Here is a 26,348-nt window from a genome sequence, read left to right as displayed (position 1 = left end):
TCGCGCATACCGTCACCGTGAAGCGACAGGGCGCAGGAACAGCGACACCAGGCAGGCCAGCGGGGCCGGGCCAACGACGAACAGCAGCTGAAAGACCGGATAGTAGAAATAGCGATCCTGGCTCGCCGCCAGCAGGCCGCTGACGAGCAGACCGCCGACCAGGATCAGGAACACCACGCTGGACCACCAGGCGAAGCGCAAAAGCCCGGAATCCACCCGCGACTTGCTGAACCTTGCCAGCAGCAGCACCAGCGTTGCCAGCGGAAACAGCACCCACAGGCCGTAACGGACGAAGTTCAGCGCACCGCCGACCGCGAAGAAGAATGTCGTGAAAGCTTCCATCTGGCTTTTTCTGCTTGCCTGCAGTTTGTCGGCCATCCCGGCCATGGAAATCAAGCCGGGTCGATCCATCGGTTCAGGGTGTTGCCGGCCGGGTACGCTGCTTGCGCAGGTCGCCTCGCCACTGGGCCTTGAATAAACCGCAATCGCTCTCCATATAGCGATGGTGCGTCCCCGTCAGAGGTTGATGCGCTTTCCCTTCTGCCTTCGTCCGACCACGGATGTACTGGCGAGTTGATCGTGGAAGGGGTTCTCGAAAGAGACAGCAGAGCCGTTGGGAGATATCCCCAGCGGCTTTTTTGTTTTTCGCGCTCAGTACAGCGAAATCGAGGGATCGATCCGGATGCCTGCCGTCTTGACGGCGACCAGGAAGGCCGAGCGCGCGGCTTCTACGCTTGCCTTGCCGACGCTGGCCCAGGCGCATCGGTTCATGGCGTCTGTCCATTGCAGGCTGTCGTTGTCCGCCCAATTGTCGAAAAGAAAATCCGACGCGTCCGAAACATTCGAGACGAGATGGAATTTCGTAGGCAACCCGGCATAAATGACAACCGGCGTCTGAAAGGAGAGATTTTCCATAAAATACTGTACGCCCCACTCTTGAGAACAAAAAGGCGGGATCGGAATTATTTTCAGGATCACAGGGGTTCGAAAATAATCCTCGCTACTTTCCTTGCGACATCATAAGAGCGGGGATGGAAAATCCGAGATTTGACAACGTGATCACCGTCCGCACTGACCCTGCGGGTGGCAGCATCACCCTTGCCGATATTGCTGCCTGCACCAGCTTCCTGTTGCGAGAATGGCCTGGCAAGCGCGGCGACAAGCATCGGGCAGCCCTCCAGGCCTGTTCGGATGCGAGCTCTGGCAGGAAATCCGCCGACAGCGCCCGGCGCGCTTTCGTCCAGGCCGCGCGCGAGGCCGGGATCCTGATCAACCAGTGACGTGACCGGTCCGAGGATAGCCGCCTTTGGCGACGTCGGGTTCTGCAATTGCGCTATCGAGCCAGCTTTGCCGTTTCATACAAGGCCGGGATATCGCTCCAGCGGTAGATGCTTCCCGACTGCGTTGTGATCATGCAGTTGGGACGATGGCTGTCATGCATTGTCCTGACGGCGAAAATCAGCGCGGCCGAAAGGTGTTCGAACCGGATCATGTCCGTGAGGCTGAGAACGATCTTCCCCTTTTTCTCGCTGAAGGAAAGTTCGGCAGGCTCGTTCATGTCCAGAGGCCCGACGCTCACGTTCAACTCCCGCGTGAAACAAGCAGCGACCAGATCATCAATCGCGTCCGCTCACAAGGCGTGGTTTGCCGACGGAGCTGAATACAGGTCACTTCCTCGGCACGGATCGTCTTCATAAGTGATCATCCGGCAGGCTGAATTATGCGGACGAGCTGTCTTCATGAGCGCATGGTGCGCAACTGGCGGCACTGACCAGGGCAGCGTCGGCTGTGAGCATTCGTCATGCTTCCGCCCAGAAAGGAGGGAGCCATGCCTGTGCACACTCCCGCGATTGCCTACCCCGAAGATCTGGATCTTCTCAGGAATATCTACGAGGACATCTGTCGCGAACGCTGCATTTATGAAGGCAGCCACGCATCGACAGAGGTGGCGAGAGCTTTGATGTATCTGTTTTCGCAAGGCGTGCTGGACGACGCCGGCATGCGCGAAACAATGCGCATCTATTTCGATCGAAAAAGGGCGCTGCACTAGAGCATTTTGTAGCCAGGTGGAATCACTTGACGTTACAAAAATGCAATGAAAACTAAAACTTAGAGCGTTTCCGCATTTCCGTGAAAAACGGAAACGCTCTACTTGTCTGGTCGACGTGCCGTGTTACTGCACGCGGCCGGACACCGCGGCTCGGCCGCGCGCTGGAATACCCTCCTCTTCGATCTGGAGCGCCCGCAGTGTGGCCAGGACCAGGGCAATCGCCGCGAAGGAATGGTCCGCCACGACAGGTACAAGGCGAAGCGGGCTATCCTCGACGACATAAGCCCGCCGGCGGCCTGCGAAGGGGTGATTGCCCCAATGCCATCCCGGCAGCACCTGTTCCGCCAGTGCGACGGCTGCGTCGAGCGAGGCGGTGTAGGCTGGCGCGGTACGGTATTGCGAGCGAACGATCTCGCCGGTTTTTCTGTGCCTGGAATAGCTGGCCCAGAGTTCTTCCCAGTCGGAAAAATACTTTTCGATCGCGTGGTCCAACTCCGGACTGGGGGCCTTCAGTTTCTGGCAATTCGAGATCAGGTCCGGCAAACCGCTCAAGCGGAGCCGCGCTGGTTTGGCGCGCTGCGTCTTCATGGCATTCTGCTTCCGGCAGTCGCCGTCCTGCGCGCAGCATCCGGCTGCATGCGTTCGGCGATATGCAAGCCTACCAAGTGATGCTGCCGAAGAAGATGTAGCCCAGATACCCACCCACGCCGGCCACCAGGATCACTGCGATGCCGGCGAGTATCTGGTCGCCTGTTCGTGCGGTTTTTGTCGTCACTGGCGTATCCATTTCGGATTGTTGGCATGGGGCATTGCAGATTGTCGCGGCGGGTGGATCGTAAGGCCTTCGCAAGCCTGCCTGTCTCGAAGATCGGACGGATGCCGGGTGCGATGTGGTCTTGCCGCCACTCAGTCATCGTTTCGGGTGTCGTGCGGAACGCGAAAGTTCCTGCTTTCGATATCGACGATATTGCCGCAGTTCCTGCATTCCATCTGGGTGTGCGTTTTCACCCAGCCAATTCTCTTCTTTGTTTCGTGGACACAGTCAGGGCACAGAACACCAATCTCGTTGTCATCAAGGTCGATCATGGCCTTTGCCTTGTCAGCGGTGGCTGGACTTGCAGTCTTCGGGCCGGACGGTGAAGTCCACACCAGTGCACGCAACTGGAAAGCCGCGCTGTTCCTGGTCAGGTAGGTGAAAAACATCGGTGTTCTTCCCTTCACGGGAAGACCAGACGCGCCTCGCGGCCTTCCCGTCGCGAGAAAATGGATCATGCGCCCGTTCAAGAAATGAGTCCATGTAATAAAAATATTTATTTTCTGATCGTGATTTTATTTTTGTAGATTTTCAGACTCCCGAGTTGAAAGGGATATTTTTTGTTCAGGCGGAAGACATTTACCCTGAAGGATTTGGGAGTATAAATTTATATATTTTGTGAAATTTCGTTTCAGGAAAAATCTTTATCCGTAAGAACATAGATGGGCTGGCGGCTACGAGAATATACAAAGCGCGCGACATCCTGAATCGAAGTGCGTGCCGCATCGAATGCTGCGAGGCAACCCGCTTCTGAGTCTGTTGTTGCGTTGGCCGCGCCGTTCGTTTTGGCCAGAGCTTCGGCCTCTATCAGAAACCGCACCTGCTGCATGCCGTCATAGCCGGAAAATCGTACCGCAAAACGCGCTTCATCGAAGCTGCGGCTTTGGTTTGGAAAGTCGAGCGCCATTGTGGAAGTCCTTCGGTCGTGGAGGGGCGGATTTCGTCGGTCAGGCCCGGCCTTTCGGCACGTCTCTCGTCGCAGCGTCGAGAAGTGTCGTCATCTCGGTAGCGCCCCCGGCGGCCGGGATGGGGTAGATCGTCGATGTGCGGTCCGCTTCGTTCCGCCGCCCCTGCTGATGCTGGATGGAGCCAGTAGATGTCCGATCTTTGTCAGACGGATGCGCATGATTGCGCCTGAGTGGGTCACGCTAGCACACCCTTGACCGACGCGGGTGATTAATCGTCGCTTCGGCCTCGGTGCGAAACGTCACGCGCCCGACAGCGCGTCGATCCTGGCGCGCGTGCGCGCCACGCCTTCAACGATCCGGTCTTTGTCGATGGAGGAATAGCCCATGCGGAAGAAGCGGCACGGGCCGTCCGCATCGGGGAAGAAGGGCGAGCCGGATTCGATCAGCACCCCGTCCTGCCTGAGCTCCGCCATCAAAAGGTCGGCGTCGAGACCCTGCGGGCCTTCCACCCAGAACGAGGTGCCGCCGAAGGCCGAGGAGCCGGCAATCGTGAAGCCCTGCCGTTTCAGCGCTTCGGCCATGACGATGTGGCGCTTGTGATATTCGCTGCGCATGCGATGCAGCACCGCGTCATCGTGGCCGAGCGCCAGGAAATAGGCGGCGGTGCGCTGCACATGGCCGGGCGGATGGCGCAGCATCAGCGCCCGCAGCGCGCGGGCCTCGCGGATCACCGGCGCCGGCGCCACCAGATAGCCCAGCCTCAGCCCCGGAAACAGCGACTTGGAAAACGAGCCGATGTAGAACACCCGGCCGGCCCGGTCGAAGGCCTTCAGTGCCGGCGACGGCGGCGCCAGGAAACTCATCTCGAACTCGTAATCGTCCTCGATGATGACGAAATCCTGCTCGGCCGCCGCTTCCAGCAGGTGCTGCCGGCGCTCGATCGGCATCGTCGCGCCGGTCGGGGAATGGTGGCTCGGCGTCACGAACACTGCGTCGACGCCGGCCGGGATCGCCTCCGGTGGCAGGCCCTGGCCATCGACGTCGATCGCCGTCACCTGTGCCCCGCTCAGTTTCAGCGACGCGCTCATGTCGGGATGGCAGGGGTTCTCACAGACGGCATGCGCGCCGCGGGCGAGCAGCAGCTGCGTGACGATCCACAGCGCGTTCTGCGCGCCCACCGTCACCAGGATCTCGTCGGGATGCGCTCGGATACCCCGGCTGGGCAAGGTGCGCGAGCAGATGTAGTTCACCAGCTGCACGTCGTCGGCGGCGGCGAAGTCGCCGGCCATCAGCTCGAAATCCTCGCGTGACAGCGCGCGCCGCGCACAGTCGCGCCAGGCGTTGAGGTCGAACAGCGAAGGGTCCATCTGGCCGTACAGGAACGGGTAGGGGAAGCGGCGCCAGTCCAGCGGCTTGCGCATCTGCTTGGCGACGATGAAGCTGGAGCGCAGCTTCGCCGACCAGTCCACCACCTCGCCCGCCGCCTGCGGCGTCTCCGTGGCCAGCAGCCTGAGCGGCGGGTTGTCCGAGATGCGGTAGGCGCTGCGGCTCGCCGCCTCGACATAACCCTGCGAGGCCAGTTCCTGATAGGCCAGCGTCACCGTGATGCGCGAGATGTTGAGATAGTCGGACAGCTTGCGTGTCGAGGGCAGCTGCGCGCCGGGCTGGATGCGGCCGGCGAGAACCGCCGACACCACGGTCTCGCGGATCTGCGCCTGCAGGCCGACGCGGCTGGCGCGATCGAGAAAGAACACCGTTTCGGAAACCGTCGGATGCGCCATGGGGAGCCTTCAGCCTGATATCGAAAACTCGCGGAGGGTATCGGTGAAGCCGCGTCCTGGGCGCAGCATTTTCTTCAGCGTTCCGGCATGGATCCCCGACACGCTCCGCTCCTTGCGGTCGCTTCGCGGTCGAGGATGACGAATTTTCATAGCTGCGCCAAAATCGCGAACGCAGGCGCTGCCGGCAACGCTCCGAACAACGCTGGCGTCATCACCAACGTTGGAGATTAGCCGAGACACTCATGACCTCCGTCATCCTCGACCTCGCAGGGAGCGAAGCGACCGTAGAGTGTCGGGGATCCATTCCGGAACGCAGGAGGAAATGGAGCCGGCGGATGCCCTGCAAGCAGGATGGTGAGCTCTGTCCGTTTCAGCCTGACATGTCCATCGAGAGTTAAACTGGAATCATTCAACTTCCAAACTGGATATAAGGCAATCCGGGGCCCTCCTTTAACCCTGTCAGCCAGAACCAAGACCGGCACACAAGCCGGCGCGTTCCCGGACCAACCGGCAACCACCAAAACAAAGAGGGTAACGATAATGGGATTTGTGCATTTCAAGCAGTTGGCCGCCGTCGCCTCGCTGGCGGTCGGCCTTTTCCAGGCGGGTCTCGCCCGCGCCGAGGAGACCGTCGTCGTCGGCTACCAGCAGATCGTCGGGCCGTTCGTCACGGCCATCGCCGACGGCCGTTTCGACAAGGCGGCGAAGGAGGCAGGCTACAGCATAGACTGGCGCCAGTTCTCGTCGGGCGGCGACATCTCGACCGCGCTGGCCTCCGGCAATGTGCCGATCGGCGTCATCGGCTCGACCGGTACGGCAGCTGCCGCGACGCGCGGCGTCGACCTCGAGCTGTTCTGGATACTCGACAACATCGGCAAGTCGGAGGCGCTCGCCGTGCGCAACGGCTCCGGCATCGAGAAGCCTGAGGACCTCAAGGGCAAGAATGTCGGCGTACCGTTCGTGTCGACCTCGCATTTCCATCTTCTGGTCGGCCTCCAGCAGGTCTGGAAGGTCGATCCGCGCGAGGTCAACATCCTCAACATGAAGCCGCCGCAGATCATCGCCGCCTGGCAGCGCGGCGACATCGACGCCGCCTATGTCTGGCCGCCGGCGCTGACCGAACTGCTCAAGACCGGCAAGACCATCGCCGATTCCGAAACCATCGGCGCGGCCTCGGTGCCGACGTTCGATGGCCTCGTCGCCGACCGGAAATGGGCCGCCGCCAATCCGAAATTCATGGCTGCCTTCACCAAGGTGCTGGCCGAGGCTTATGCCGACTACAACAAGAACAAGGCGAGCTGGACGGCCGACTCCGAGCAGGTCAAGGGCATTGTCAAGATGATCGGCGGCGACGGTGCCGGCACGGTCGAGGCGCTGAATCTGCTGTCCTTCCCCGATGCCGCCGAACAGGCCTCCGCAACCTGGCTCGGTGGCGGCGCGCTGAAGGCGCTCAGCGAAAGCGCCAGGTTCCTCGTCGCCCAGAAGCAGATCGACAAGGCGCTCGACGACTACACGCCTTTCGTCAACGCCAGCTACGCCAGGGAGGCTGCCAAGTAGGTTCCTGAACGACCCTGACCGGGGCACCGCCGGTATTCGCCGGCGGTCGCCTTCTCTCAAACCGCGAAAGGCATCGGCGCGATGGAAACCCTCAACGTCAGCAATGTCAGCCTGACCTACCCAGGCCTCTATTCGGACCAGGCCGTGATCGCCCTCAAGGGCGTCAGCCTCGAGATCAAGAGCGGCGATTTCGTCGTCGCGCTCGGCGCGTCCGGCTGCGGCAAGACCACGCTGCTCAATCTCATGGCCGGCTTCATGGCCCCGAGCGGCGGCGACATCACGCTGGGCGGCCACCAGGTCACCGGCCCCGGCGCCGAACGTGGCGTCGTCTTCCAGAAGCACGCGCTGCTGCCCTGGCTCAACGTCATCGACAACACCGAATTCGGCCTCAAGCTGCGCGGCGTCGACCGGCAGACGCGGCGCGAGATCGCCACGAAGAACTTGGCGCTGGTCGGCCTGCAGGATTTCCACAAACACATGATCTACCACCTGTCGGGCGGCATGCAGCAGCGTGTCGGCATCGCCCGGGCGCTGACCTGCGATCCCGCCATGCTGTTGATGGACGAGCCGATGGCGGCGCTCGACGCGCTGACCCGCGAGACCATCCAGGAGCTGCTGCTCGAGGTCTGGCAGCTCACCAACAAGATGTTCTTCTTCATCACCCACAGCGTCGAGGAGGCGCTGTTCCTCGGCTCCCGGCTGATCGTCATGTCGCCGCGGCCCGGCCGCATCACCCACACCTACGAGCTCGACTTCAATCGACGCTTCCTCGAGGAGGGCAACGCCCGTGCAATCAAGTCCAGCCGCGATTTCATCGACATGCGCGAACAGATCCTCTCAATCATCTACGGCGACGAGCGCCAATCCGGCATCCATGGCGCCGAGCGCCAGGCCGGCAGCCCGGAACACCTCCATGCTTGAGCGCGTCTCACGAGCCCGGCCGGTCACGCCCGGAAAGATCTACGGCGCGCCCGGCGACGGCGCCAGCGGCCATATCAGCCTCATCACCGCGCTGGTGCTGTTCGGCCTGTGGCTGCTCGTCACCGAGATGGGCTGGGTCAAGCCGCTGTTCCTGCCGTCGCCGCTGGCGGTGTGGGACAAGTTCGTGCTGGCCATGACCGAGGGCGTGTCCAATTCGACGCTGGCCCAGCACACGCTGGCAAGCCTTGGCCGGGTGCTCGGCGCCTTCGTGCTGGCGCTCGTCACCGCCGTGCCCATCGGCATCCTGATGGGCGTCAACCGCACCATTCGCGGCCTGTTCGATCCGATCATCGAGTTCTACCGCCCGCTGCCGCCGCTGGCCTATCTGCCGCTGATCATCATCTGGCTGGGCATCGGCGAGTTCCCGAAGGTGTTCCTGATCTACCTGGCGATCTTCGCGCCGATGGCGATCGCGGCGCGTGCCGGCGTGCGCTCGGTCTCCACCGAGCAGATCCATGCCGCCTATGCGATGGGCGCCACCCGCGCCCAGGTCATCAGCCAGGTCATCCTCAAGGCGGCGCTGCCGGAGATCTTCACCGGCATGCGCATCGGCATCGGTGTCGGCTGGACCACGCTGGTGGCCGCCGAGATGGTGGCGGCGCATCGCGGCCTTGGCTTCATGGTGCTGAACGCGGCCGAATATCTGGCCAGCGACACCGTCATCATGGGCATCATCGTGATCGGCATCTTCGCCTTCGCCTTCGATCTGCTGCTGCGCCATCTCGAGAAGATCCTGATCCCCTGGAAGGGCAAGATCTGATGGAGATGCTCGGCCACCCCGCTACCGCGCCGCCCTTCTAGGGCGACTCCCAGCCGCACAGACGACAACTCGATCGGCCGGTGCTTCCGGCCACGGCGGAGCCATGCCCGGCGCGCCTCTGACCAAAATCCACCGGCCACGGCGTGTCCGGCGGGGCTTCGAAGACCACCGTGACAAGAGACGAGGACCACACCATGGCGCTGACCGCCGACCACCTTGGCCAACTGTTCGATGCCTTCAACCGGCACGACATCGACGGCGTGATGCGCTTCTTCTCCGACGATTGCGTGTTCAACGCGGTCGGCGGGGCGGAAGCCTGCGGCACCCGCTTCGAAGGCCCCGATGCCATCGCCAGTGCCTTCAGCGGTGTCTGGAAGACGATGCCCGACGCGCACTGGGCGCATCACGGTCACTTCGTCCACGGCGACCGCGCCGTCTCGGAATGGACCTTCACCGGCACCAATGCCGACGGCAGCCGCATCGAGGCCGAGGGCTGCGACCTGTTCACGCTCAACGGCGACAGGATCGTGCGCAAGCAGGCCTTCCGCAAGAACCGGCCGCTGCTCGCGGCGGATGCCTGACAGCCTTTATCGCATGAGCGGGGAGGACCGAACCATGGAACAACAGCTCGTCAGGCCGGCGGCGCGGCGCAAGCCGTTCGATCCCGCCTATGATCCGGTGCATGCGCCGAACCCCGGCGACGGCAAGGACTATGCCCCCACCTACTGGATCGCCACCGCCGGTGCCGAGCCGGAAGACGATGGCCCGGTCACGCAGGACATCGATGTCGACGTCGCCATCGTCGGCTCCGGCTATACCGGGTTGTCCTGTGCCATCCATCTCGCCCGCGAACACGGCATCAAGGCCACCGTGCTCGAAGCCAATGGCGTCGCCTGGGGCTGCTCGACCCGCAATGGCGGCCAGGCGCAGATCTCGGCCGGCCGGCTCAAGCGCTCGCAATGGATCGAGCGCTGGGGCGTCGATGTCGCCCGCAAGCTGCATGCCGAGATCGCCGAGGGTTTCGACCTGTTCCGTGCCCTGATCCGCGAGCCCGGGATCGACTGCGACCCGCAGGATGGCGGCCACCTCTACATCGCCCACCGCGACAAGATGCTGCCGGCGCTGGAAAAGGAGACCCGCCTGCTCAACGAGGTGTTCGGCTACAAGGCCCGCATGGTCGGCCGCGACGAGGTGCATGGCGATTTCGTGCGCGACGCCGAGGCCAGGGGCGCGATGTACGAGCCCGACGGCATCGGCATCCATGCCGCCAAGCTGGCTTTTGGTTATCTCAAGCTCGCCCGCAGGCTGGGAGCGAAGGTACACACGGCAAGCCCGGTGCTGGCCAGCGAGCTGAAGGGCGGCGTCCATCACCTGAGCACCCCGGGCGGCACGGTGCGGGCGCGCGCCGTCTGCATAGCCACCGCCGGCTACACCTCGCCCGGCCTGCATGCGCTGACCCGGCACCGGCTGATGCCGATCCTGTCCAATTCGGTGGTCACCCGGCCGCTGACCGGAGATGAACAGGCTGCGCTCAATTTCAAGGCGCGGATACCGCTCACCGACACGCGCACGCTGCGTCACTACTACCGCATGCTGCCGGACGGGCGCGTGCAGATCGGCAGCCGCAGCGCCATCACCGGCCGCGATGCGGTCAACCCGAAACATCTGGCGCTGCTGCTGGAAGGGCTCTCGCGCAAGTTCCCGATCCTGCGCGGCATCGAGATCGATTACTCCTGGTGGGGCTGGGTCGATGTCAGCCACGACATGATGCCGCGCATCTTCCAGCCCGACCCCGGCCAGCGCCTGTTCTACGCCATGGGCTATGGCGGCAACGGCGTCATGTATTCGGCCCAGGCCGGTCGCCGCATGGCTGAGATGGTGGCTGGCAAGGGCGCCGGGCTCGACCTGCCGATCTTCACCTCGCCGCTGCCCAGCCATGGCCTTTTGACGCCGTTCCGGCGTCTCGGCCAGGCCGGCATGTACCGCTGGTATTACCTCAAGGACGAAATCCTCTGAGCGGAAGCCGATCACGCTCCAACAGAAATCCGCCGGCAACGCCGGTCCGACCCCATCGAAAGGAAACCAAGACATGAAGATGACCACCGAAGAAGCCTTCGTCAAAGTCCTGCAGATGCATGGCATCGAGCATGCCTTCGGCATCATCGGCTCGGCCATGATGCCGGTGTCCGACCTGTTCCCCAGGGCCGGCATCAAATTCTGGGACTGCGCCCATGAAACCAATGCCGGCATGATGGCCGACGGCTTCAGCCGTGCCACCGGCACCATGTCGATGGCCATCGGCCAGAACGGCCCCGGCGTCACCGGCTTCATCACCGCCATGAAGACCGCCTACTGGAACCACACGCCGCTGCTGATGGTCACGCCGCAGGCGGCCAACAAGACCATCGGCCAGGGCGGTTTCCAGGAAGTCGACCAGATGGCGATGTTCGAGGAGATGGTCTGCTACCAGGAAGAGGTGCGTGACCCCTCGCGCATTCCCGAGGTGCTGAACCGCGTCATCGAGAAGGCCTGGCGCGGCTGCGCCCCGGCGCAGATCAATATCCCGCGCGATTTCTGGACCCAGGTCATCGATGTCGACCTGCCGGCGATCGTGCGCTTCGAGCGGCCGGCCGGCGGCCCGCAGGCCATCGCCGAGGCAGCGAAGCTGCTTTCGGAAGCGAAGTTCCCGGTCATCCTCAACGGCGCCGGCGTCGTCATCGGCAACGCCATTGCCGAATCCATGGCACTGGCCGAGAAGCTCGACGCGCCGGTCTGCTGCGGCTACCAGCACAACGATGCCTTCCCCGGCAGCCATCGCCTTGCCGTCGGTCCGCTCGGCTACAACGGCTCGAAGGCGGCGATGGAGCTGATCGCCAAAGCCGATGTGGTGCTGGCGCTGGGCACGCGCCTCAACCCGTTCTCGACGCTGCCGGGCTACGGCATCGACTACTGGCCGAAGAACGCCGCCGTCATCCAGGTCGACATCAATGCCGATCGCATCGGCCTGACCAAGAAGGTCTCGGTCGGCATCTGCGGCGACGCCAGGCAGGTGGCGCGCCAGATCCTCGAAAAGCTGACGCCGGCGGCCGGCAATGAGGGCCGCGAGGCGCGCAAGGCGGCGATCCACCAGACCCGTTCGGCCTGGCTGCAGCAGCTGTCGTCAATGGACCACGAGGACGACGATCCGGGCACCGAATGGAACGCTTCGGCGCGCAGGCGCGAGGCCGACCGCATGTCGCCGCGCCAGGCCTGGCGGGCGATCCAGGCCGCCCTGCCCAAGGAAGCGATCATCTCCAGCGACATCGGCAACAACTGCGCCATCGGCAATGCCTATCCGAGCTTCGAGCAGGGCCGCAAATATCTGGCGCCCGGCATGTTCGGCCCCTGCGGCTACGGCTTCCCGGCGATCGTCGGCGCCAAGATCGGCTGCCCCGACGTTCCGGTGGTCGGCTTTGCCGGCGACGGCGCCTTCGGCATCTCGATGAACGAGATGGGCTCGATCGGCCGCGACGGCTGGCCGGCGATCACCATGGTGATCTTCCGCAACTACCAGTGGGGCGCGGAGAAGCGCAACACCACGCTGTGGTACGCCAACAATTTCGTCGGCACCGAGCTCAACCCCAACCTCAGCTACGCCAGGGTGGCAGACGGCTGCGGCTTGAAGGGCGTGACTGTCGACACCACGGCCGGCCTCACCGAAGCGCTGGGCAAGGCGATCGACGATCAGGCCAAGGGCGTCACCACCTTCATCGAGGTCATCCTCAACCAGGAGCTCGGCGAGCCCTTCCGTCGCGACGCCATGAAGAAGCCGGTGCCGGTGGCCGGCATCGACGGCGCCGACATGCGCCCGCAGCAGCGCGCCTGATGTCGCCGGGTCCTGCCCGGTTCGCCGGGCAGGGCCTCCCTCTCGATCCTGGGCAATTGGCTATGACTGTCCTCTCCGTCTCAGCGTCGCGTCGCCACCTCCTGCCCGTAAGATCGGAGCAACTGCATGTTGCCGGGCCGCAGCCATCCTTTTCCACGTTCCGGAATGGATCCCCGACACTCTGCGGTCGCTTCGCTCCCTGCGAGGTCGAGGATGACGGGCTTCATGTGCTGTCGCCGCCAGTTGTCACCGTCAGATCTGCGCTTGCGATTGGTGCAGGCCAAAAGGGACCTCCCTCTTCGTTCCGGAATGGATCCCCGACACTCTGCGGTCGCTTTGCTCCCTGCGAGGTCGAGGATGACGGAGTTCCCTTTTCGCCTGCGGCAATCACAGGCGTGAGCGCAACGGTGACAATCGGAGCCGGCGGCACATGAAGCCCGTCATCCTCGACCTCGGAACGACCGAAGGGAGTGGAGAGTGTCGGGGATCCATTCCGGAACGCAGACGAAGGCGCGGCGATCCGGAGCTGGTTTCAAGTCGCACCAGCACACGCGATTGCCCGCCCTGGACAGGGCAAGGCGGCGAGGGCGCCGTCCGCGCCATACCCACTCTCGATAAGGGAATGACGAAATGAACACCGCCGCCGCACGCCTCAACGACCTGCCTTCGCTGGCGCAGGCCTGGTGGCCGGGCCTTGCCGTGACCGGAGCCGTCGCCATCGCGGCGCAGTTCCTGTCGGACCATTACGGTGCGCCGGCCATGCTGATGGCGCTGCTGCTCGGCATCGCCTTCAACTTCCTGTCGGAGGAGGGGCGCTGCGTCGCCGGCATCGATCTCAGCGCCAGGAAGGTGCTGCGCATCGGCGTCGCTCTGCTCGGCATGCGCATCAGCGTCGACCTGCTGGTCGGGCTCGGCGCCGGCACCATCCTGTTGCTGGTCTGCGCCATCGCCGCCACCATCCTGTTCGGCCTTGCCGCCGCCAAGCTGCTCGGCCGCGGCTGGCGGCTGGCGCTGATCACCAGCGGTTCGGTCGCCATCTGCGGCGCATCGGCCGCCATGGCGATCGCCGCCGTGCTGCCGCGCAACGAGTTCTCCGAGCGCAACCTGATCTTCACCGTGCTGTCGGTGACGGTGCTGTCGACGCTGGCCATGATCTTCTATCCGATGATCGCCGAAGGCATCGGCCTCGATGCGCGTGCCACCGGCATCTTCTTCGGCGGCACCATCCACGATGTCGCCCAGGTGGTCGGCGCCGGCTTCTCTGTCTCACCGGAGGCCGGTGAGACCGCCACGCTGGTCAAGCTCATCCGCGTCACCATGCTGGCGCCGGTCGTGCTGGTGTTCTCGCTCGCCACGCGTGGCGCCGGCCCGGTCGGCGACGCCGGCAAGCGGCCGCCGCTGCTGCCCGGCTTCGTCATCGCCTTCCTGATCCTCGCCGCCGCCAATTCGCTCGGCTTCGTGCCGGAAGCGGTCTCGAAGGCCGGCATGGAGGTGTCGCGCTGGGCGCTGCTGGCCGGCATCGTCGCCGTCGGCATGAAGACCTCGCTGCGCCGCGTGCTCGACGTCGGCGGCGACGCCGTGGCGCTGATCGTCGCCGAGACCATCTTCATCGGCCTCTTCATCCTCGCCGGCATCTATTATCTGGGGCACGCCTGATGAAGCCGCTGGAACGCATCCTCGCCGCCGCCAAGGCCTCGCCGCGCCGCATCGTTCTGCCGGAGGGCGAGGATCCGCGCATCGTCGAGGCGGCCCTACGTTCGGTGCGCGAGGGCATCGCGCAGATCACGCTGGTCGGCCGCAGCAGCATCGTCGAGCAGAGGCTTGCCGAGGCCGGCATCTCGGGCGAAGCCATCCGCATCGAGGACCCGGAGACTTCGGCGCTGACCGCGCGCCTGGCCGCCGCCTATCACGCGCTGCGCAGGGACAAGGGCGTCGACGGCGCACAGGCCAATGCCGCCGTGCGCGCGCCGCTCATCTTTGCCGCCATGATGGTGCGTGAAGGCGAGGCCGATGGCACGGTCGGCGGTGCCGTCGCCACCACGGCCGACACGGTGCGGGCGGCACTGCAATGCATCGGCCGCGCGCCCGGCGTCGGGCTGGTGTCGTCCTTCTTCCTGATGATGCTGTGCCAGCCTCATCACGTGAAGAAAGGCGCCTTCGTCTTCGCCGATTGCGGCCTGGTGGTCGATCCCGATGCCGCCGGCCTGGCCGACATCGCCCGCATGTCGGCGCGTTCCTACCAGGCGCTGGCCGGCGCCGCCCCCAAGGTGGCGATGCTGTCCTTCTCGACCAATGGCAGCGCAGCGCATGAGCGCGTCTCGAAGGTGGTCGAAGCCACCCGCCTGGCCCATGCCGCCGCCCCCGACCTCGTCATCGACGGCGAACTGCAGTTCGACACCGCCTTCGTCGAGGCGGTGAGCGCCGCCAAGGCGCCTCATTCCGCGCTGCATGGCGAAGCCAATGTCTTCGTCTTCCCCAATCTCGACGCCGCCAACATCGGCTACAAGATCGCCCAGCGCATCGGCGGCGCCACCGCCATCGGCCCCATCCTGCAGGGCTTGGCAAAGCCGGCTAACGATCTGTCGCGCGGCTGCAGCGCCGAGGACGTGTTCTCGATGATCGCGGTGACGACGGTGCAGGCGGGTGTGAGCTAGCGGAAGATAGCAAGGTATTTAGATCGCGATTTGTCTTAAGAGCCTGGTGTCGTCGCAAAAAAACGAATCTATTTCAACCACTTGCGGGTTCTGTTGCTAACGCAATGATTCATTTGACTTTTTTGTCGAATGCGCGCATCGTATGAATGGCGGGGAACGCTGGATTCCCCTCGGGTGCCATCGTAGATGGCGCAGTTGTTCGGACGGTTGCCCATTGGATGGTAGCCTAGACGCCGGCAATGGTAACGAGGCCAGGACCCGCCACTTAAATCTCGTAGTCATAGAATCGAAATATCTGCTTTTGGGCGTCCGTCAGATTGAGAGTCCAGTTGCGCCACGGTAGCAAAGTTACTCCGTAGTTTGCGCAACGCCGGTTGCGACCCCGTGCAATCCTAGGGGCTAGTGCTTCAGCGTATTCGGTGTTCCAACGTTTCTGCCCAGCATTGGCCGCTTGAAAGAATGCGCTTGCGACGACGTCTGCTATTTGGCATCCAGCACTCTTGTTGTGGTCGATAACTTCTATCAAACGATGATCCAACACCCGAAAATCTGGGACACGAGCTGTTTGATAGATGTTTCCCTGTGCCGCCTGGATATTCAGTAATTGGGTATAGGTCCGAACATGCCTATAGGAGTGGCCACCGCGGCGGGAAAAAACGAGTTTAACGTGCCGAGGTTCTCCCCCTTCTGAAATCGATCGTTCAGCACACCATTGGCTGATCCGCTCAAGCACTATGCGAATACAATAGTTGTAGAACCAATTGTGCTTGTGAAGTGAAACAGCCTCCGCTTGCGGGTTCCGGTACAACCTCATCTTCTTTTTGTTGGATGCGACAACGAAAAAACGCATGTCTGCGCTTGCGAGCGCATCACAAACCGGGCGCTTTTTATGTTCGACTAGATTTCTGAAATGAAGATCCGGGCTCTGCTGCGAGTAAATAGATTTCTTGATGTCGCGAACCAACTCGACAAGCGAGTTCTCTTTGCTGGCGCGAACGACAACACATCCAACAGTAAACCATTCGCTGGCACCGTTGGGGTCTATTGGGAATACTGCTCGTGTGCCCGGATCGCCCGCCTCATCGAAAAATGCAACAAAAGCAGGCTCCGGTGTATATTCTTGCCCATCACCCATTCGCGACGATGTTGAATTGCGAGCCTGGCTGAGTCAATCGATAGTGGATGCGGACGCGTTCAGGCGCCGTCGCGATACAGTGGAACTAAAGTGCCGAAATGAAGCAGTATATCGGTCTGATCCACAAGGATGCCGAAAGCGACTTCGGTGTTTCGTTTCCTGATTTTCCGGGCGTTGTGACGGCTGGTAAGGACTTGGACGACGCTCGTGCCATGGCGGAGGAAGCATTGGCCTTCCACATCGAAGGCCTGGTCGAGGATGGCGAGGTCATACCTGACCCTTCCAGCCTCGAAGACGTGATGGCAGACGCCGCCAACCGTGACGGCGTCGCAATTCTGGTGGCCGCGAAAACAGCGACTGCCAGGGCAGTCCGTGTAAATGTCACCCTTCCGGAAGACATTCTGGCTCAAATCGACGCTTTTGCGGCGGCCCATGGCTACAGCCGGTCAGGCTTCATCGCGAGAGCGGCAAAAAAGATAATAGAGGCGGAGGCGGCATAGGCTGATGGAAAGCATCCGCCCCCTTAAGACCGAGGCAGACTACGATTGGGCCATTGCCGAGATTACCAGATATTTTGAGAATGAGCCGGAAGCCGGCTCTTCTGAGGGCGGTCGCTTTGATGTCCTTGCTGCTCTTATTAAAGCCTATGAAGACACGCGCTATCCAATTGCGGCTTCAGATTCCGCCGCAATGCGCTAGCGTCCTCCAGCTGATCCTCAACCGCTCTACCCCCGCCCGAACGCCACGATCGCCTTCGCCACCGCTGCCGGGTTCTCCAGCGTCGGGAAATGCGTCTGGCCGGGGATGTGGACGGGGCGGAACCAGGGATGGTCGGCGGAATAGTCTTCCTGGAACTTGCGGTACTCGGCTGACAGCGGCTGCGAGTAGATGTGGATGAGTTCGGGCTGCTGTCTCAGCCTTTCCATGCGCTGCAGCGGTGAGCCGTATTTGGTGTAGGCCCTGAGGATTTCGCGGCAGGCGCGCATCCACATCGGGCCGGAGAACCAAGCCATCTCCTTCTTCATGTGGTTGATGACGTCGACATTGTCGGTCGTCGCCTCCCATTCGTTGAAGAAGCTGTCGCGGCCTTGCCTGTAGCGCTCAGGGTCCTGTCCGTCCTCGAGCTGCTGGATGAAGCCCGGATGCGGCTGCATCAGCCAGTCGATCAGGATGGTACGCTTGAGGCCAAGCCTTTCGCACAGGCCGATATTGACCCAGCAGCCATGCGAGGTCGAAACCAGCATCGGGTTCTTCGGCGCCTTGATTGCGATGAAGGCGGCGATGTCATCGATCAGCTCCTCGGTGCCGAAGTCGCCATGCACGGTCTCGTTGGCGTCATGGCCGCGATAGTCGGGCACCAGCACGTGGAAGTGCTCGGCAAGCAGGGGCGAGAGGTTCTTGAACAGGCGGTTGTCCTGCGCCCAGCCCGACAGGAGGATGATGGTGTCGGCCTGCGGGTCACCGAATTCCAGATAGGCGATCGGATGGTCGTTGATCTGCAAGGTCGGCATCAGGCATCTCCCGTTTGCGGCCCGTGCGTCCTGCACGCCGGGTTTCCGGCCATTCGCGTTTCTTGTTTTATAACGAATGACGTTCTTTTATGAAAAGAGCCGAAGTCCGTTCATGTCAATAGAGAATGGCATTCTTTTTTGGGGCTGAGATCCGTCGCCTTGCCCTGGCATGCTGATTTGTCGGCTGGCCGTTTGACCCCCGCAGATTCCGCGCTTAAGCGTAGAGAGCAATTCCAGGAAAAGTGTGTAACGGTTTTCCGCCCGGAATTGCGTAAAACAAAGAGCTGGAGCGTTTCCGCGTCTCCGTGAAAAACGGAAACGCTCTAGTGTCTGGAATTCGTGCGAGAGGGATGCCCTTGGCCCGCGTCAAGAATGAATCGGTTCGGCAGGCGATCCTGACATCGGCAGCGTCGCAGATCGCCATGACCAGCTACATGGACACCACGATCGCCAAGATCGCCAAGGGCGCCGGCATCGCACCGTCCAACGTCTATGTCTATTTCGAATCCAAGCTGCAGATCTATTTCACCATCTACACGCCCTGGTTCGAAGCGCAGGTGCTGGCGCTGGAGCGCGCGGTGGCGCGGCTGAAGACGCCGGAGCGCAAGATCCAGCGCCTCGTCGGTGGCCTGCTGAACGACATCGCCGACGACAAGACCGGCTACACCTCCGCCCTGATGGAGGGCCTGGCCATCGTCATGCCCAAGGACAAGTACAAGCCCGACCTGCTGCACTGGGCCGAGAACAAGATCGTGCAGATCGTCTGCGATGCGCTCGACGGTTACACCCCGCAGGACCCGCGCCTGCGCGCCTTCGCCCATCTGCTGATGCTGACCTTCGACGGCGTCGCCATGCGCGTGAAATCGCAGCGCGCCGCCAATGAAAGCACCGCCAACACGGCCGATGTCGAGGACGCGCTGGTGGGGATGCTGATCGGCGGCTCCCGCTAGATTTCGGACTGTCGGAGCCGGGCTGTTCTGCACCGCTGTGCCTATCGTCGGCGTTCCGGAATGGATCCTCGACACTCGCCAGTCGCTTCGCTCCTTTCGAGGCCGAGGATGACGGGGTTCAATGCGTGCCTCTGCAACTCCAGCATTTGGAGTCGGGATGTTCCGCTGTGCCTGCGTCGACGTTCCGGCATGGATCCCCGACACTCTCCGCGGCCTATGGCCGCTTCGAGGCCGAGGATGACGGCCGCATGGGCGGCCGACGCAAATCGCCAGCGTTGGCTCATACGCTGGTGATTGGCGGAGGCGAACGGGGAACTCCGTCATCCTCGACCTCGCAGGGAGCGAAGCGACTGGAGAGTGTCGGGGATCCATGCCGGAACGCTGACGAAGGCGCAGCGGTGCAGAGCAACCGGGCAAGCATATGGCAGCGCTGATTCCCACCGCCGGCTTGTGCGTCCGCGTCCGCTTCATCGCCTCGCGCCAGCACGCCCATCCGGCCACCTCAAGGTCACGAAACACCTCTCCATAAAAGAACGTAATTCGCTATTGACACTCGCCGGCATATCATCCTTCATAAAAGAACGTCATTCGTTCAAGAGTGCGAACACGCACCAGGCAATGATGTGGGAACAGCCCCGTCGAGGGCATGGGAAGGCAGCGCAGCAAGACGCGCCGGAGGAGGACATATGACTTTCACGATAAGCCGCAGGACGTTCCTGGCCGCTGCCGCGCTGGCGCCGGTGACGACGCGCCTGGCGATGGCTGCGGATGCCCCGCTGCGCATCGGTTATTCGATGTGCCTGACCGGGCTGTTCGCGCAGGCCGCGCCTTCGCAGGTCAATGCCTATGAACTCTGGAAGGACCAGGTCAACGCCACCGGCGGCCTCGACATCGGCGGCGGCCAGCGTCGGCAGGTCGAGTTCGTCAGCTATGACGACCAGTCTAACCCGGCCAATGCCGTGCGCATCTACGAGAAGCTGATCACGCAGGACAAGGTCGACCTGCTGGCTGCGCCCTGGAGCACGCCGATCCACCTGGCGCTCGCGCCGGTGCTGGCCCGGCACAAGTTCCCGATGGTCGGCAACACCGCGGCTTCCGTGAAGCTGCGCGAAGTGAAGCCCGGCTACATCTGGTTCCCCACCGCCGTCATCCCCGACAAGGTCGGCGAGGAGCTCGCCGCCTTCATGGCCAAGGAGAACGTCAAGACAGCGGCGGTCTTCGCCAACGTCCTGCCGCTGGCGCAGGAGATCAAGACCTATCTTTTGCCGGCGCTTGAGAAGCACGGCATCAAGCTGGTCGCCAACGAGGACTTCCCGCCGGATATCAAGGACATGACGACGCTGATCAGCGGCGCCAACCAGTCCAGTCCCGACGCCTTCATCGTGCTGAGCTACCCGTCGGACACCTTCCTGTTCGCCACCCAGGCCAGGCAGCTCAATGTGAAGGCGCCGTTCGTGCTGTCGCTGATCGGTCCGACGATCCAGGCCTATCAGCAGGCCTTCGGCACCGGCGCCAACAACATCGTGACGGTCGGCCACTGGTCGCCGAACCAGAGCAAATGGCCGAAGGCCAAACCGTTCTATGACGCCTATCTCGCCAGGTACAAGGAAGCGCCCGACGCGCTGGACAGTGTTTTGTCCTTCATGTCGATGGAGATCCTTGAGCAGGCGGTGGCGACGGCCGGCCTCGACAGGGAGAAGCTGCGCGAGACGATCGCATCGGCGACCTTCGACACCATCAATGGGCCGGTCAAGTTCGACGGCGTCCAGAACTCCATGACGCCGACCTCCTTCCTGCAGATCCAGGACGGCAGCCTCGAACTGGTCTGGCCCGAGCAGATCAAGACCAAGGACTTCAGGCCGAAGACGGGCTGGTAAGGTCCGATGTTCCAGCAACTCCTGTTCGCGGCGGTCGTCTCCGGCGCGCTCTATGCGCTTGTCGCGCTGGGGCTGAACCTCGTCTATGGCTCGCTGCGGCTGCTCAACATCGCGCATGGCGACCTGGTCATGATCGGTGCCTATGTGGCGTTCTGGTCGTTCACGCTGCTCGGCCTCTCGCCGGTCGTCTCGCTGGCCACCACCACGGTGCTGTGCGCGGCATTCGGCTTCCTGGTCTACGTCGTGCTGCTCAAGCGGCAGCTCGGCTCACCGGCGCTGGCGCAGCGCCTTGAAGCCAATTCGCTGATCATCTTCTACGGCCTGTCGGTGATCCTGCAGAACGGCGCCTCGCTGGCCTTCAGCGCCACCTCGCGCGGCTACCAGTTCCTCGACGGCGTCCATAGCTTCGCCGGCGTCTCCGCCACCGGCAGCATGCTGTTGCTGCTCGGCGTCGCTGCCTTGATCACGCTCGGCGCGCTCGCCTTTCTGCGTTTCCATGTCGCCGGCTGGAGCCTGCTCGCGGTCATCGAGCGCAGGGATGCCGCCGCCGTCGTCGGCGTCAATGTCGAGCGCGTACAGATGATCTCGATCTGCGCCGGCTTCGCCATTGCCGGCATCGCCGGCGTGCTGGTTTCGATGACGCAGCAGATCACGCCCTTCATGGGTTTCCCCTTCACCATCGCCGCCTTCGTCGTCGTCATCATGGGCGGACTCGGCAACATCGCCGCCGGCATTGCCGCCGGCTTCGTGTTGGGCTTCATCGAGACCTTCGGCGTCGCGCTGACGTCCGCCACCTACAGGTCGATCCTCATCTACGGAATCTTCGTCGGCGTGCTTTTGCTGCGCCCGCAGGGCCTGTTCGGCAAGGCGGTGCAGGCACGATGACCGGCAAGCTCCTGATCGCCGCCTTCGTTGTGATCCTGCTGGCGCTGGTGCCGCAGTTCGGCTCCGAATACTGGCTGGGCGTCGCCTTCATCGTTGCCATGTGGATCGCGCTGATCCAGAGCTGGTCGCTGCTGTCGGCGACGACGGGCTATATCTCGCTCGGCCATGCCGTCTTCTACGGCATCGGCGCCTATGTGCTGGTCGTTAGCCTCGACTGGATGCCGGTGCCTTATGCGCTGGCGCTGTCGGGTGCCGCTGCCGGCCTGCTGGCGTTGGTGGCCGGGCTGCCGGTGCTGCGCGTCAAGGGGCCGTATTTCGTCATCCTGACCTTCGGTTTCGCCGAGCTGGTCAAGAACCTGGTCATGCTCTTGGAGACCCGCCTCGGCCAGTTCAGCCGCATGATCTTCGACGCGCCCTCGCTGGAGGCACTCTACTATGCCATGCTGGCACTCGCCGTCATCGCCACCGCGCTCGCCGGCTGGACCGCGCAGTCGCGTTTCGGCCGCGGGCTCGCCGCCATCCGCGAGAACGAAGTCGCCGCCGAGGCCATCGGCGTGCCGGTGACGCGGCTGAAGCTGTTCGCCTTCGTCGCGTCGGCGATCATCCCCGGCATCGTCGGCGGGCTGCTGGTGCTGCGCACCAGCTATTTCGCCGCCGACCAGGCCTTCGATCCGGCGGTGTCCTTCACCATCGTCACCATGGCCATCGTCGGCGGGCTCGGCCGGGTCTCGGGGCCGCTGCTCGGCACGCTGTTCCTGGTTCTGCTGTCGGAGCTCCTGTGGGCACGTTTCCCGCAGGCCTACATGATGATCCTGGGCGCCCTGCTCATCGTCTTCATCCTGTTCGTTCCGCAGGGCCTCGCCGGCCTCGTCGCCAGGGGGCTGAGACGCGCATGACGATCCTCGACGTCAACAACGTCTGCAAGCAGTTCGGCGGGCTGAAGGCGCTGCAGGATGTGTCCTTTTCGGTCGACGAAGGCACCATCTTCGGCCTGATGGGTGCCAATGGCGCCGGCAAGACGACGCTGTTCGGCGTCATCGCCGGCCAGATCAGGTCGAACGGCGGATCGATCACCTTCGCCGGCAAATCACTTGCCGGACGGCGGCCCGACCAGATCTGCCGGCTCGGGCTCGGCCGCACCTTCCAGATCGTGCGCCCCTTCGGCAATCTCAGCGTACTCGACAACGTCGTCGTCTCGGCCATGTACGGCTCGGCGCGCACGCACCGGCTGGCGGATGCCACGCTGGCCGGTCGCCGGGCGCTGGAGGATGTCGGCCTCGCGCCGCTCGCCGGTCAGCTGGCGGCAAGCCTGACCCTGTCCAACCAGAAACGGCTGGAGATCGCCCGTGCCCTGGCGACCGGCGCCAGGCTGGTGCTGCTCGACGAGGTCATGGCCGGGCTGACCGCGACGGAGGTCGCCGAGATGACTGAGACGCTGTTCCGGCTGCGGCAGGAGCGCGGCCTCACCATCCTCATCATCGAGCACGTCATGGGCGCGCTGATGAAGCTGTCCGACCGCATCCTGGTGCTGGACCACGGCGTGCCCATCGCCATGGGCCCGCCCGAGCAGGTCGTCGCCGACGAGAATGTCGTGAAGGTGTATTTCGGATGACGGCGCTGCTCGACATCAGGGGCCTGTCCGCCGGCTACGGGCCGGTGGTGATCCTGCGCGACATCAGTCTCGGCGTCGCGCTGGGCTCGATCACGGCGCTGGTCGGGCCTAACGGCGCCGGCAAGACCACGCTGATGAAGACGATCCTTGGCCTGATCCGTGCCAACAGCGGCGCGATCGTCTATGACGGGCCGATATTTCCCAAAGCCCGTCGCACAGCCGTGTCGATGGCGGCATCGCCCTGGTACCGGAAGGCCGCATGGTCTTCGCCGCGCTGACGGTGGAGCAGAACCTCAGGCTCGGTGCCGTCGTGCCGCGCGCCCATGGCGGCGCACTGGAACGGCTGGGGGAGATCTATCGGCAGTTCCCGCGGCTGAAAGAGCGGCGCCGGCAACTGGCCGGCTCGATGTCCGGCGGCGAACAGCAGATGCTCGCCATCGGCCGCAGCCTGATGGCGAAGCCGCGGCTGATCCTGCTCGACGAGCCGACGCTGGGGCTGGCGCCTATCATGGTCAGCAAGGTGTTCGAGATCATCGGCCAGCTGCGCGCCGACGGCTACACCGTTCTGTTGTCGGAGCAGAATTCGAAGCTGGCGCTCGAAACCGCCGACCATGGCTACATCATCGAAAACGGCATGGTGACGCTGTCGGGACCGGCGCGTGAGCTGGTCGACGACCCGGAAGTGAAGCGCCGCTACTTCGGCATGTGACGCGGCATGGCCGCAGTCTGCGGCGGAAGGAGGAAACAATGACAGGCAAACCAACGGCACTCATCGCCGGCGCGGGCTTCGCGGGATTGACGGCGGCAACGGCGCTGGCGCAGCGCGGCTGGACCGTCACCGTGTTCGAGCGGCAGGCCGAGCTCAGGGCTTCGGGCGCCGGCATCTACATCTGGGAGAACGGCCTGCGCATCCTCGAGGCGCTGGGCCTGGGCGGCCTGTCGCAGAACGCCTATCGCGGCCATGCCATGGAGCAGCGCGGCCATGACAATTCGATCCTCGACGATGGCGGCCTGCCGCCGCAGGTGCGGCTGGTCACCCTGCACCGGCGCGACCTGCTCGAAGGTCTGAAGGGTGCCGCCGAAAAGGCCGGCGTCGAGATCCGCACCGGCCAGGAAGTGATCGGCGCCGGCGCGCACGGCGAACTGCTCTTCGCCAACAGGCGTGCGGTGCAGGGCGATCTCGTCGTCGGCGCCGACGGTGTCTGGTCGCCGGTCCGCAAGGCGCTGGGCCTGGAACTCAGCCACCAGCAGACGACGGAGGGCGCCATCCGAACCATCATCGAGGGCGATATCGCAGACCTCGGCGCGGGCGGCGCCGACAAATACATCGAATGCTGGTCCGGTATGCGGCGCTTCTTGATCACGCCGCTGGCCGGGGGCCGGATCTATCTGGCGCTGACCTGCCAGGACACGGACGAGAAGGGCAGGGCCTATCCGCTCGACAAGGAAACCTGGCGCGCCTCGTTCCCTGCCTGGGCGCATCTCATCGACCGCATCGGCGACGTGCTGGCCTGGAGCCCCTACAGCATCGTCACCGTGAAATCCTGGTCGGCCGGCCGCGCCGCGATCCTGGGCGATGCCGCGCATGCCCAGCCGCCGAACCTCGGTCAGGGCGGCGGCATGGCCATGCAGAGCGCGCTGGCGCTCTCCGCCCATATGGAAGACCTCGCCGACCCGCGCGACATCCCCGCCCGGCTGGCGGCATGGGAGCGCGGCGAGCGCCCGCTCGCCGAACACTGCCAGCGCTGGTCGTGCCTCTATGGCGAAGTCTCGACGCTGCCCGACGAGGTGCGCGCCCGCGCCGTTCCAAGCGCCATGGCCGACCCCTGGGTCCGCTCGGAGCTGCTGCGCGCGGCGAGGAGTGAGCCGACGGGGACGGTGGCTTAGGCGAGGGCGATTGCGATCTTCGCAGCGAACCCACGGATACTCTTAGAGAGTGTCGGTAAGTTCTATGTCGTATTCGAATTTCTCGAACTCAAACGAGATCTTGTCGTCCAAAATCTCGTTGAGACGGTTTGTTGCGGCACCGGTTATGAAAAACCCACCCTCGAGAGAATCGCTCGGTCCCAAGTCGAGCACATGCCTCGCCTCTGCGGACGTGATCGGCAGATCGCGAGACCAGACCAATCTCTCTGTCGTTCTGTCGAAACAACCCAGGCACCATTTGTAGCGAGTGTAGTCCGGGTCATTCGCGTTGATGTGGGATCTGTTGGGGGGTTGTTCCATGTGGCGAGCATAGTTGCCCATCACGCGCCGCTGCAATGGATCACTGGCTTCACGCTCCAGCTATTTCATCGATCACAGGGCCTTGTGGCAGCTCCAGGCGAAATGGTCGCATAGTCCGAGATGGACGCCGTACTTGATGCGGTAGTCCCCGGCGGGAAACGGGTGGCGGCGATCAGGCCCAGCCGGCACTGATCGCTCGCAAATCGATGATGGAGCCCGCTTGAAAATGAGCTGTGATTGCACCGATGCCATGCCGCTTCTCGAACGCATGTTCGAAGTCGAGCTGGGATTTCTGAACTCGGACGCAAGGGATGTTTCAAGCCTCGCCAGGGCTTTCCATCCCGACGTGGTCGTCCACGAACCGGCCTCCTTGCCTTATGCCGGCGAGTGGAGGGGGCTGGAAGGCATCGCGGGCCTGCTCGGCCGGATGGGCGAAGTCTGGAGCGACATGGCGGTTGCCAACATGACGGCGGCCCGCGTCGACGACACCGTCTTCATGTCATGCACGCTGAGGCTCACGTCGCGCGCCACCGGCGCCGTCATCGAGCAGCCTTTCGCCGAGGTCCTGCACTTCAGGAACGGGCTGCTGCTCGACGGCACGCCGTTCTATTTCGACACCGCCGGCATCGTCGCCGTCATCTGATTTGCGACAGCCGCGACGTGGTCCGTCGGGTCGTGGACGCGATCCGGGGTGGTCATGGACGGGCTCGACTGTCTGCCGTCCTCGGTTGCTCCGCCATACCCCTGCCGATATGGTCCGCGCGGGCGGTTTGATTCTCGGA

The 26,348-nt window shown here is 63.5% G+C and carries 28 protein-coding genes and 1 pseudogene; 20 read left to right on the top strand and 9 right to left on the bottom strand.

The features are described from left to right. Positions 1-12: 12 nt before the first annotated feature. Complete coding sequence (locus tag C1M53_RS06760; RefSeq protein WP_129411538.1) at positions 13-342, bottom strand: hypothetical protein; 330 nt, start codon at positions 340-342, stop codon at positions 13-15. Positions 343-651: 309 nt separating this feature from the next. Next, positions 652-978, bottom strand: a complete 327-nt coding sequence (locus C1M53_RS06755; RefSeq protein ID WP_245488469.1) for a DUF982 domain-containing protein — start codon at positions 976-978, stop codon at positions 652-654. Between the two features lie 53 nt (positions 979-1,031). Here C1M53_RS06755 and C1M53_RS06750 point away from each other — a divergent pair, with 53 nt between their 5' ends. Next, positions 1,032-1,280 (top strand): DUF982 domain-containing protein, encoded by a 249-nt coding sequence (locus C1M53_RS06750; RefSeq protein WP_129411537.1) that lies wholly within the window; start codon positions 1,032-1,034, stop codon positions 1,278-1,280. 53 nt (positions 1,281-1,333) lie between these two features. On the opposite strand, the gene C1M53_RS06745 is transcribed toward C1M53_RS06750, so the two are convergent. Beyond that, the gene (locus C1M53_RS06745; RefSeq protein WP_129411536.1) at positions 1,334-1,579 is read right to left on the bottom strand and encodes a hypothetical protein; all 246 of its coding nucleotides are present in this window, start codon (positions 1,577-1,579) and stop codon (positions 1,334-1,336) included. 249 nt (positions 1,580-1,828) lie between these two features. On the opposite strand from C1M53_RS06745, the gene C1M53_RS06740 reads away from it, so the two are divergent. Further along, positions 1,829-2,050, top strand: a complete 222-nt coding sequence (locus tag C1M53_RS06740) for a hypothetical protein (RefSeq protein WP_129411535.1) — start codon at positions 1,829-1,831, stop codon at positions 2,048-2,050. Positions 2,051-2,173: 123 nt separating this feature from the next. On the opposite strand, the gene C1M53_RS06735 is transcribed toward C1M53_RS06740, so the two are convergent. The 4 genes from C1M53_RS06735 to C1M53_RS06720 all read right to left on the bottom strand — a co-directional run bounded on the left by C1M53_RS06735 (position 2,174) and on the right by C1M53_RS06720 (position 5,553). Then, positions 2,174-2,638 carry a hypothetical protein gene (locus C1M53_RS06735; protein ID WP_129411534.1) on the bottom strand — a complete coding sequence of 155 codons (465 nt, stop codon included), beginning with the start codon at positions 2,636-2,638 and terminating at the stop codon, positions 2,174-2,176. A 318-nt stretch (positions 2,639-2,956) separates the two neighbouring features. Next, on the bottom strand, positions 2,957-3,322 hold the full coding sequence (locus tag C1M53_RS06730; protein ID WP_129411533.1) for a hypothetical protein: 366 nt from the start codon (positions 3,320-3,322) through the stop codon (positions 2,957-2,959). Positions 3,323-3,495: 173 nt separating this feature from the next. Beyond that, positions 3,496-3,771 carry a DUF1488 domain-containing protein gene (locus C1M53_RS06725; protein ID WP_121449845.1) on the bottom strand — a complete coding sequence of 92 codons (276 nt, stop codon included), beginning with the start codon at positions 3,769-3,771 and terminating at the stop codon, positions 3,496-3,498. Between the two features lie 300 nt (positions 3,772-4,071). Further along, entirely contained in the window at positions 4,072-5,553 is a 1,482-nt protein-coding gene (locus C1M53_RS06720; protein WP_129411532.1) for a PLP-dependent aminotransferase family protein, read from the bottom strand. 540 nt (positions 5,554-6,093) lie between these two features. On the opposite strand from C1M53_RS06720, the gene tauA reads away from it, so the two are divergent. From tauA to pta, 8 genes are all read left to right on the top strand, one after another. Continuing rightward, positions 6,094-7,110, top strand: a complete 1,017-nt coding sequence (tauA, locus tag C1M53_RS06715) for a taurine ABC transporter substrate-binding protein (protein ID WP_129411531.1) — start codon at positions 6,094-6,096, stop codon at positions 7,108-7,110. Between the two features lie 81 nt (positions 7,111-7,191). Beyond that, entirely contained in the window at positions 7,192-8,031 is an 840-nt protein-coding gene (locus C1M53_RS06710; protein WP_129411530.1) for a taurine ABC transporter ATP-binding protein, read from the top strand. Further along, positions 8,024-8,851 (top strand): ABC transporter permease subunit, encoded by an 828-nt coding sequence (locus C1M53_RS06705; protein WP_129411529.1) that lies wholly within the window; start codon positions 8,024-8,026, stop codon positions 8,849-8,851. The genes C1M53_RS06710 and C1M53_RS06705 overlap by 8 nt, the downstream gene beginning before the upstream one ends. Positions 8,852-9,051: 200 nt before the next feature. Beyond that, positions 9,052-9,432 carry a nuclear transport factor 2 family protein gene (locus tag C1M53_RS06700; RefSeq protein ID WP_129416054.1) on the top strand — a complete coding sequence of 127 codons (381 nt, stop codon included), beginning with the start codon at positions 9,052-9,054 and terminating at the stop codon, positions 9,430-9,432. A gap of 34 nt (positions 9,433-9,466) precedes the next feature. Further along, positions 9,467-10,867 (top strand): FAD-binding oxidoreductase, encoded by a 1,401-nt coding sequence (locus tag C1M53_RS06695; protein WP_129411528.1) that lies wholly within the window; start codon positions 9,467-9,469, stop codon positions 10,865-10,867. Positions 10,868-10,940: 73 nt separating this feature from the next. Beyond that, positions 10,941-12,716, top strand: coding sequence for a sulfoacetaldehyde acetyltransferase (gene xsc / locus C1M53_RS06690; RefSeq protein ID WP_129411527.1), 1,776 nt, complete (start codon positions 10,941-10,943; stop codon positions 12,714-12,716). A 630-nt stretch (positions 12,717-13,346) separates the two neighbouring features. Further along, positions 13,347-14,372 carry a YeiH family protein gene (locus C1M53_RS06685; protein ID WP_129411526.1) on the top strand — a complete coding sequence of 342 codons (1,026 nt, stop codon included), beginning with the start codon at positions 13,347-13,349 and terminating at the stop codon, positions 14,370-14,372. Further along, positions 14,372-15,370: a phosphate acetyltransferase gene (gene pta / locus C1M53_RS06680; protein ID WP_129411525.1), complete on the top strand. Its 999-nt coding sequence runs from the start codon at positions 14,372-14,374 to the stop codon at positions 15,368-15,370. Before C1M53_RS06685 ends, pta begins: the two co-directional genes overlap by 1 nt. 265 nt (positions 15,371-15,635) lie before the next feature. Here pta and C1M53_RS06675 read toward each other — a convergent pair whose 3' ends face one another. Further along, on the bottom strand, positions 15,636-16,505 hold the full coding sequence (locus tag C1M53_RS06675) for a DUF3800 domain-containing protein (protein WP_129411524.1): 870 nt from the start codon (positions 16,503-16,505) through the stop codon (positions 15,636-15,638). Between the two features lie 98 nt (positions 16,506-16,603). On the opposite strand from C1M53_RS06675, the gene C1M53_RS06670 reads away from it, so the two are divergent. Beyond that, complete coding sequence (locus C1M53_RS06670) at positions 16,604-17,005, top strand: type II toxin-antitoxin system HicB family antitoxin (RefSeq protein WP_129411523.1); 402 nt, start codon at positions 16,604-16,606, stop codon at positions 17,003-17,005. 4 nt (positions 17,006-17,009) lie between these two features. Beyond that, entirely contained in the window at positions 17,010-17,204 is a 195-nt protein-coding gene (locus C1M53_RS06665; protein WP_129411522.1) for a transcriptional regulator, read from the top strand. A gap of 26 nt (positions 17,205-17,230) precedes the next feature. Here the strand turns inward: C1M53_RS06665 and C1M53_RS06660 are convergent, their stop codons facing one another. Continuing rightward, a complete protein-coding gene (locus C1M53_RS06660) occupies positions 17,231-18,016 on the bottom strand; it encodes an alpha/beta hydrolase (protein ID WP_129411521.1) in 786 nt (261 codons plus the stop codon). Positions 18,017-18,372: 356 nt separating this feature from the next. Between C1M53_RS06660 and C1M53_RS06655 the strand changes: the two genes are divergently transcribed. The 8 genes and pseudogenes from C1M53_RS06655 (at position 18,373) to C1M53_RS06620 (ending at position 26,209) form a co-directional block, all read left to right on the top strand. Then, positions 18,373-18,966 (top strand): TetR/AcrR family transcriptional regulator, encoded by a 594-nt coding sequence (locus C1M53_RS06655; protein ID WP_165358069.1) that lies wholly within the window; start codon positions 18,373-18,375, stop codon positions 18,964-18,966. A 686-nt stretch (positions 18,967-19,652) separates the two neighbouring features. After that, on the top strand, positions 19,653-20,843 hold the full coding sequence (locus C1M53_RS06650) for an amino acid ABC transporter substrate-binding protein (protein ID WP_129411519.1): 1,191 nt from the start codon (positions 19,653-19,655) through the stop codon (positions 20,841-20,843). Positions 20,844-20,849: 6 nt separating this feature from the next. Beyond that, positions 20,850-21,728, top strand: coding sequence for a branched-chain amino acid ABC transporter permease (locus C1M53_RS06645; RefSeq protein WP_129411518.1), 879 nt, complete (start codon positions 20,850-20,852; stop codon positions 21,726-21,728). Next, positions 21,725-22,624, top strand: a complete 900-nt coding sequence (locus C1M53_RS06640) for a branched-chain amino acid ABC transporter permease (RefSeq protein ID WP_129411517.1) — start codon at positions 21,725-21,727, stop codon at positions 22,622-22,624. Before C1M53_RS06645 ends, C1M53_RS06640 begins: the two co-directional genes overlap by 4 nt. Further along, a complete protein-coding gene (locus tag C1M53_RS06635) occupies positions 22,621-23,340 on the top strand; it encodes an ABC transporter ATP-binding protein (RefSeq protein WP_129411516.1) in 720 nt (239 codons plus the stop codon). The genes C1M53_RS06640 and C1M53_RS06635 overlap by 4 nt, the downstream gene beginning before the upstream one ends. Further along, positions 23,337-24,049, top strand: a pseudogene (locus C1M53_RS06630) (ABC transporter ATP-binding protein). The gene C1M53_RS06635 and the pseudogene C1M53_RS06630 overlap by 4 nt, the downstream one beginning before the upstream one ends. Positions 24,050-24,087: 38 nt before the next feature. Beyond that, positions 24,088-25,227, top strand: coding sequence for an NAD(P)/FAD-dependent oxidoreductase (locus C1M53_RS06625; protein WP_129411515.1), 1,140 nt, complete (start codon positions 24,088-24,090; stop codon positions 25,225-25,227). A 565-nt stretch (positions 25,228-25,792) separates the two neighbouring features. Continuing rightward, entirely contained in the window at positions 25,793-26,209 is a 417-nt protein-coding gene (locus C1M53_RS06620; RefSeq protein WP_245488468.1) for a nuclear transport factor 2 family protein, read from the top strand. The last annotated feature ends 139 nt before the right edge of the window (positions 26,210-26,348 follow it).

The sequence above is a fragment of the Mesorhizobium sp. Pch-S genome, from assembly GCF_004136315.1.
Classification (GTDB): Bacteria; Pseudomonadota; Alphaproteobacteria; order Rhizobiales; family Rhizobiaceae; genus Mesorhizobium.
Note: the sequence above shows the minus strand (reverse complement) of the source record. Positions and strands in the feature narration are given on the sequence as shown.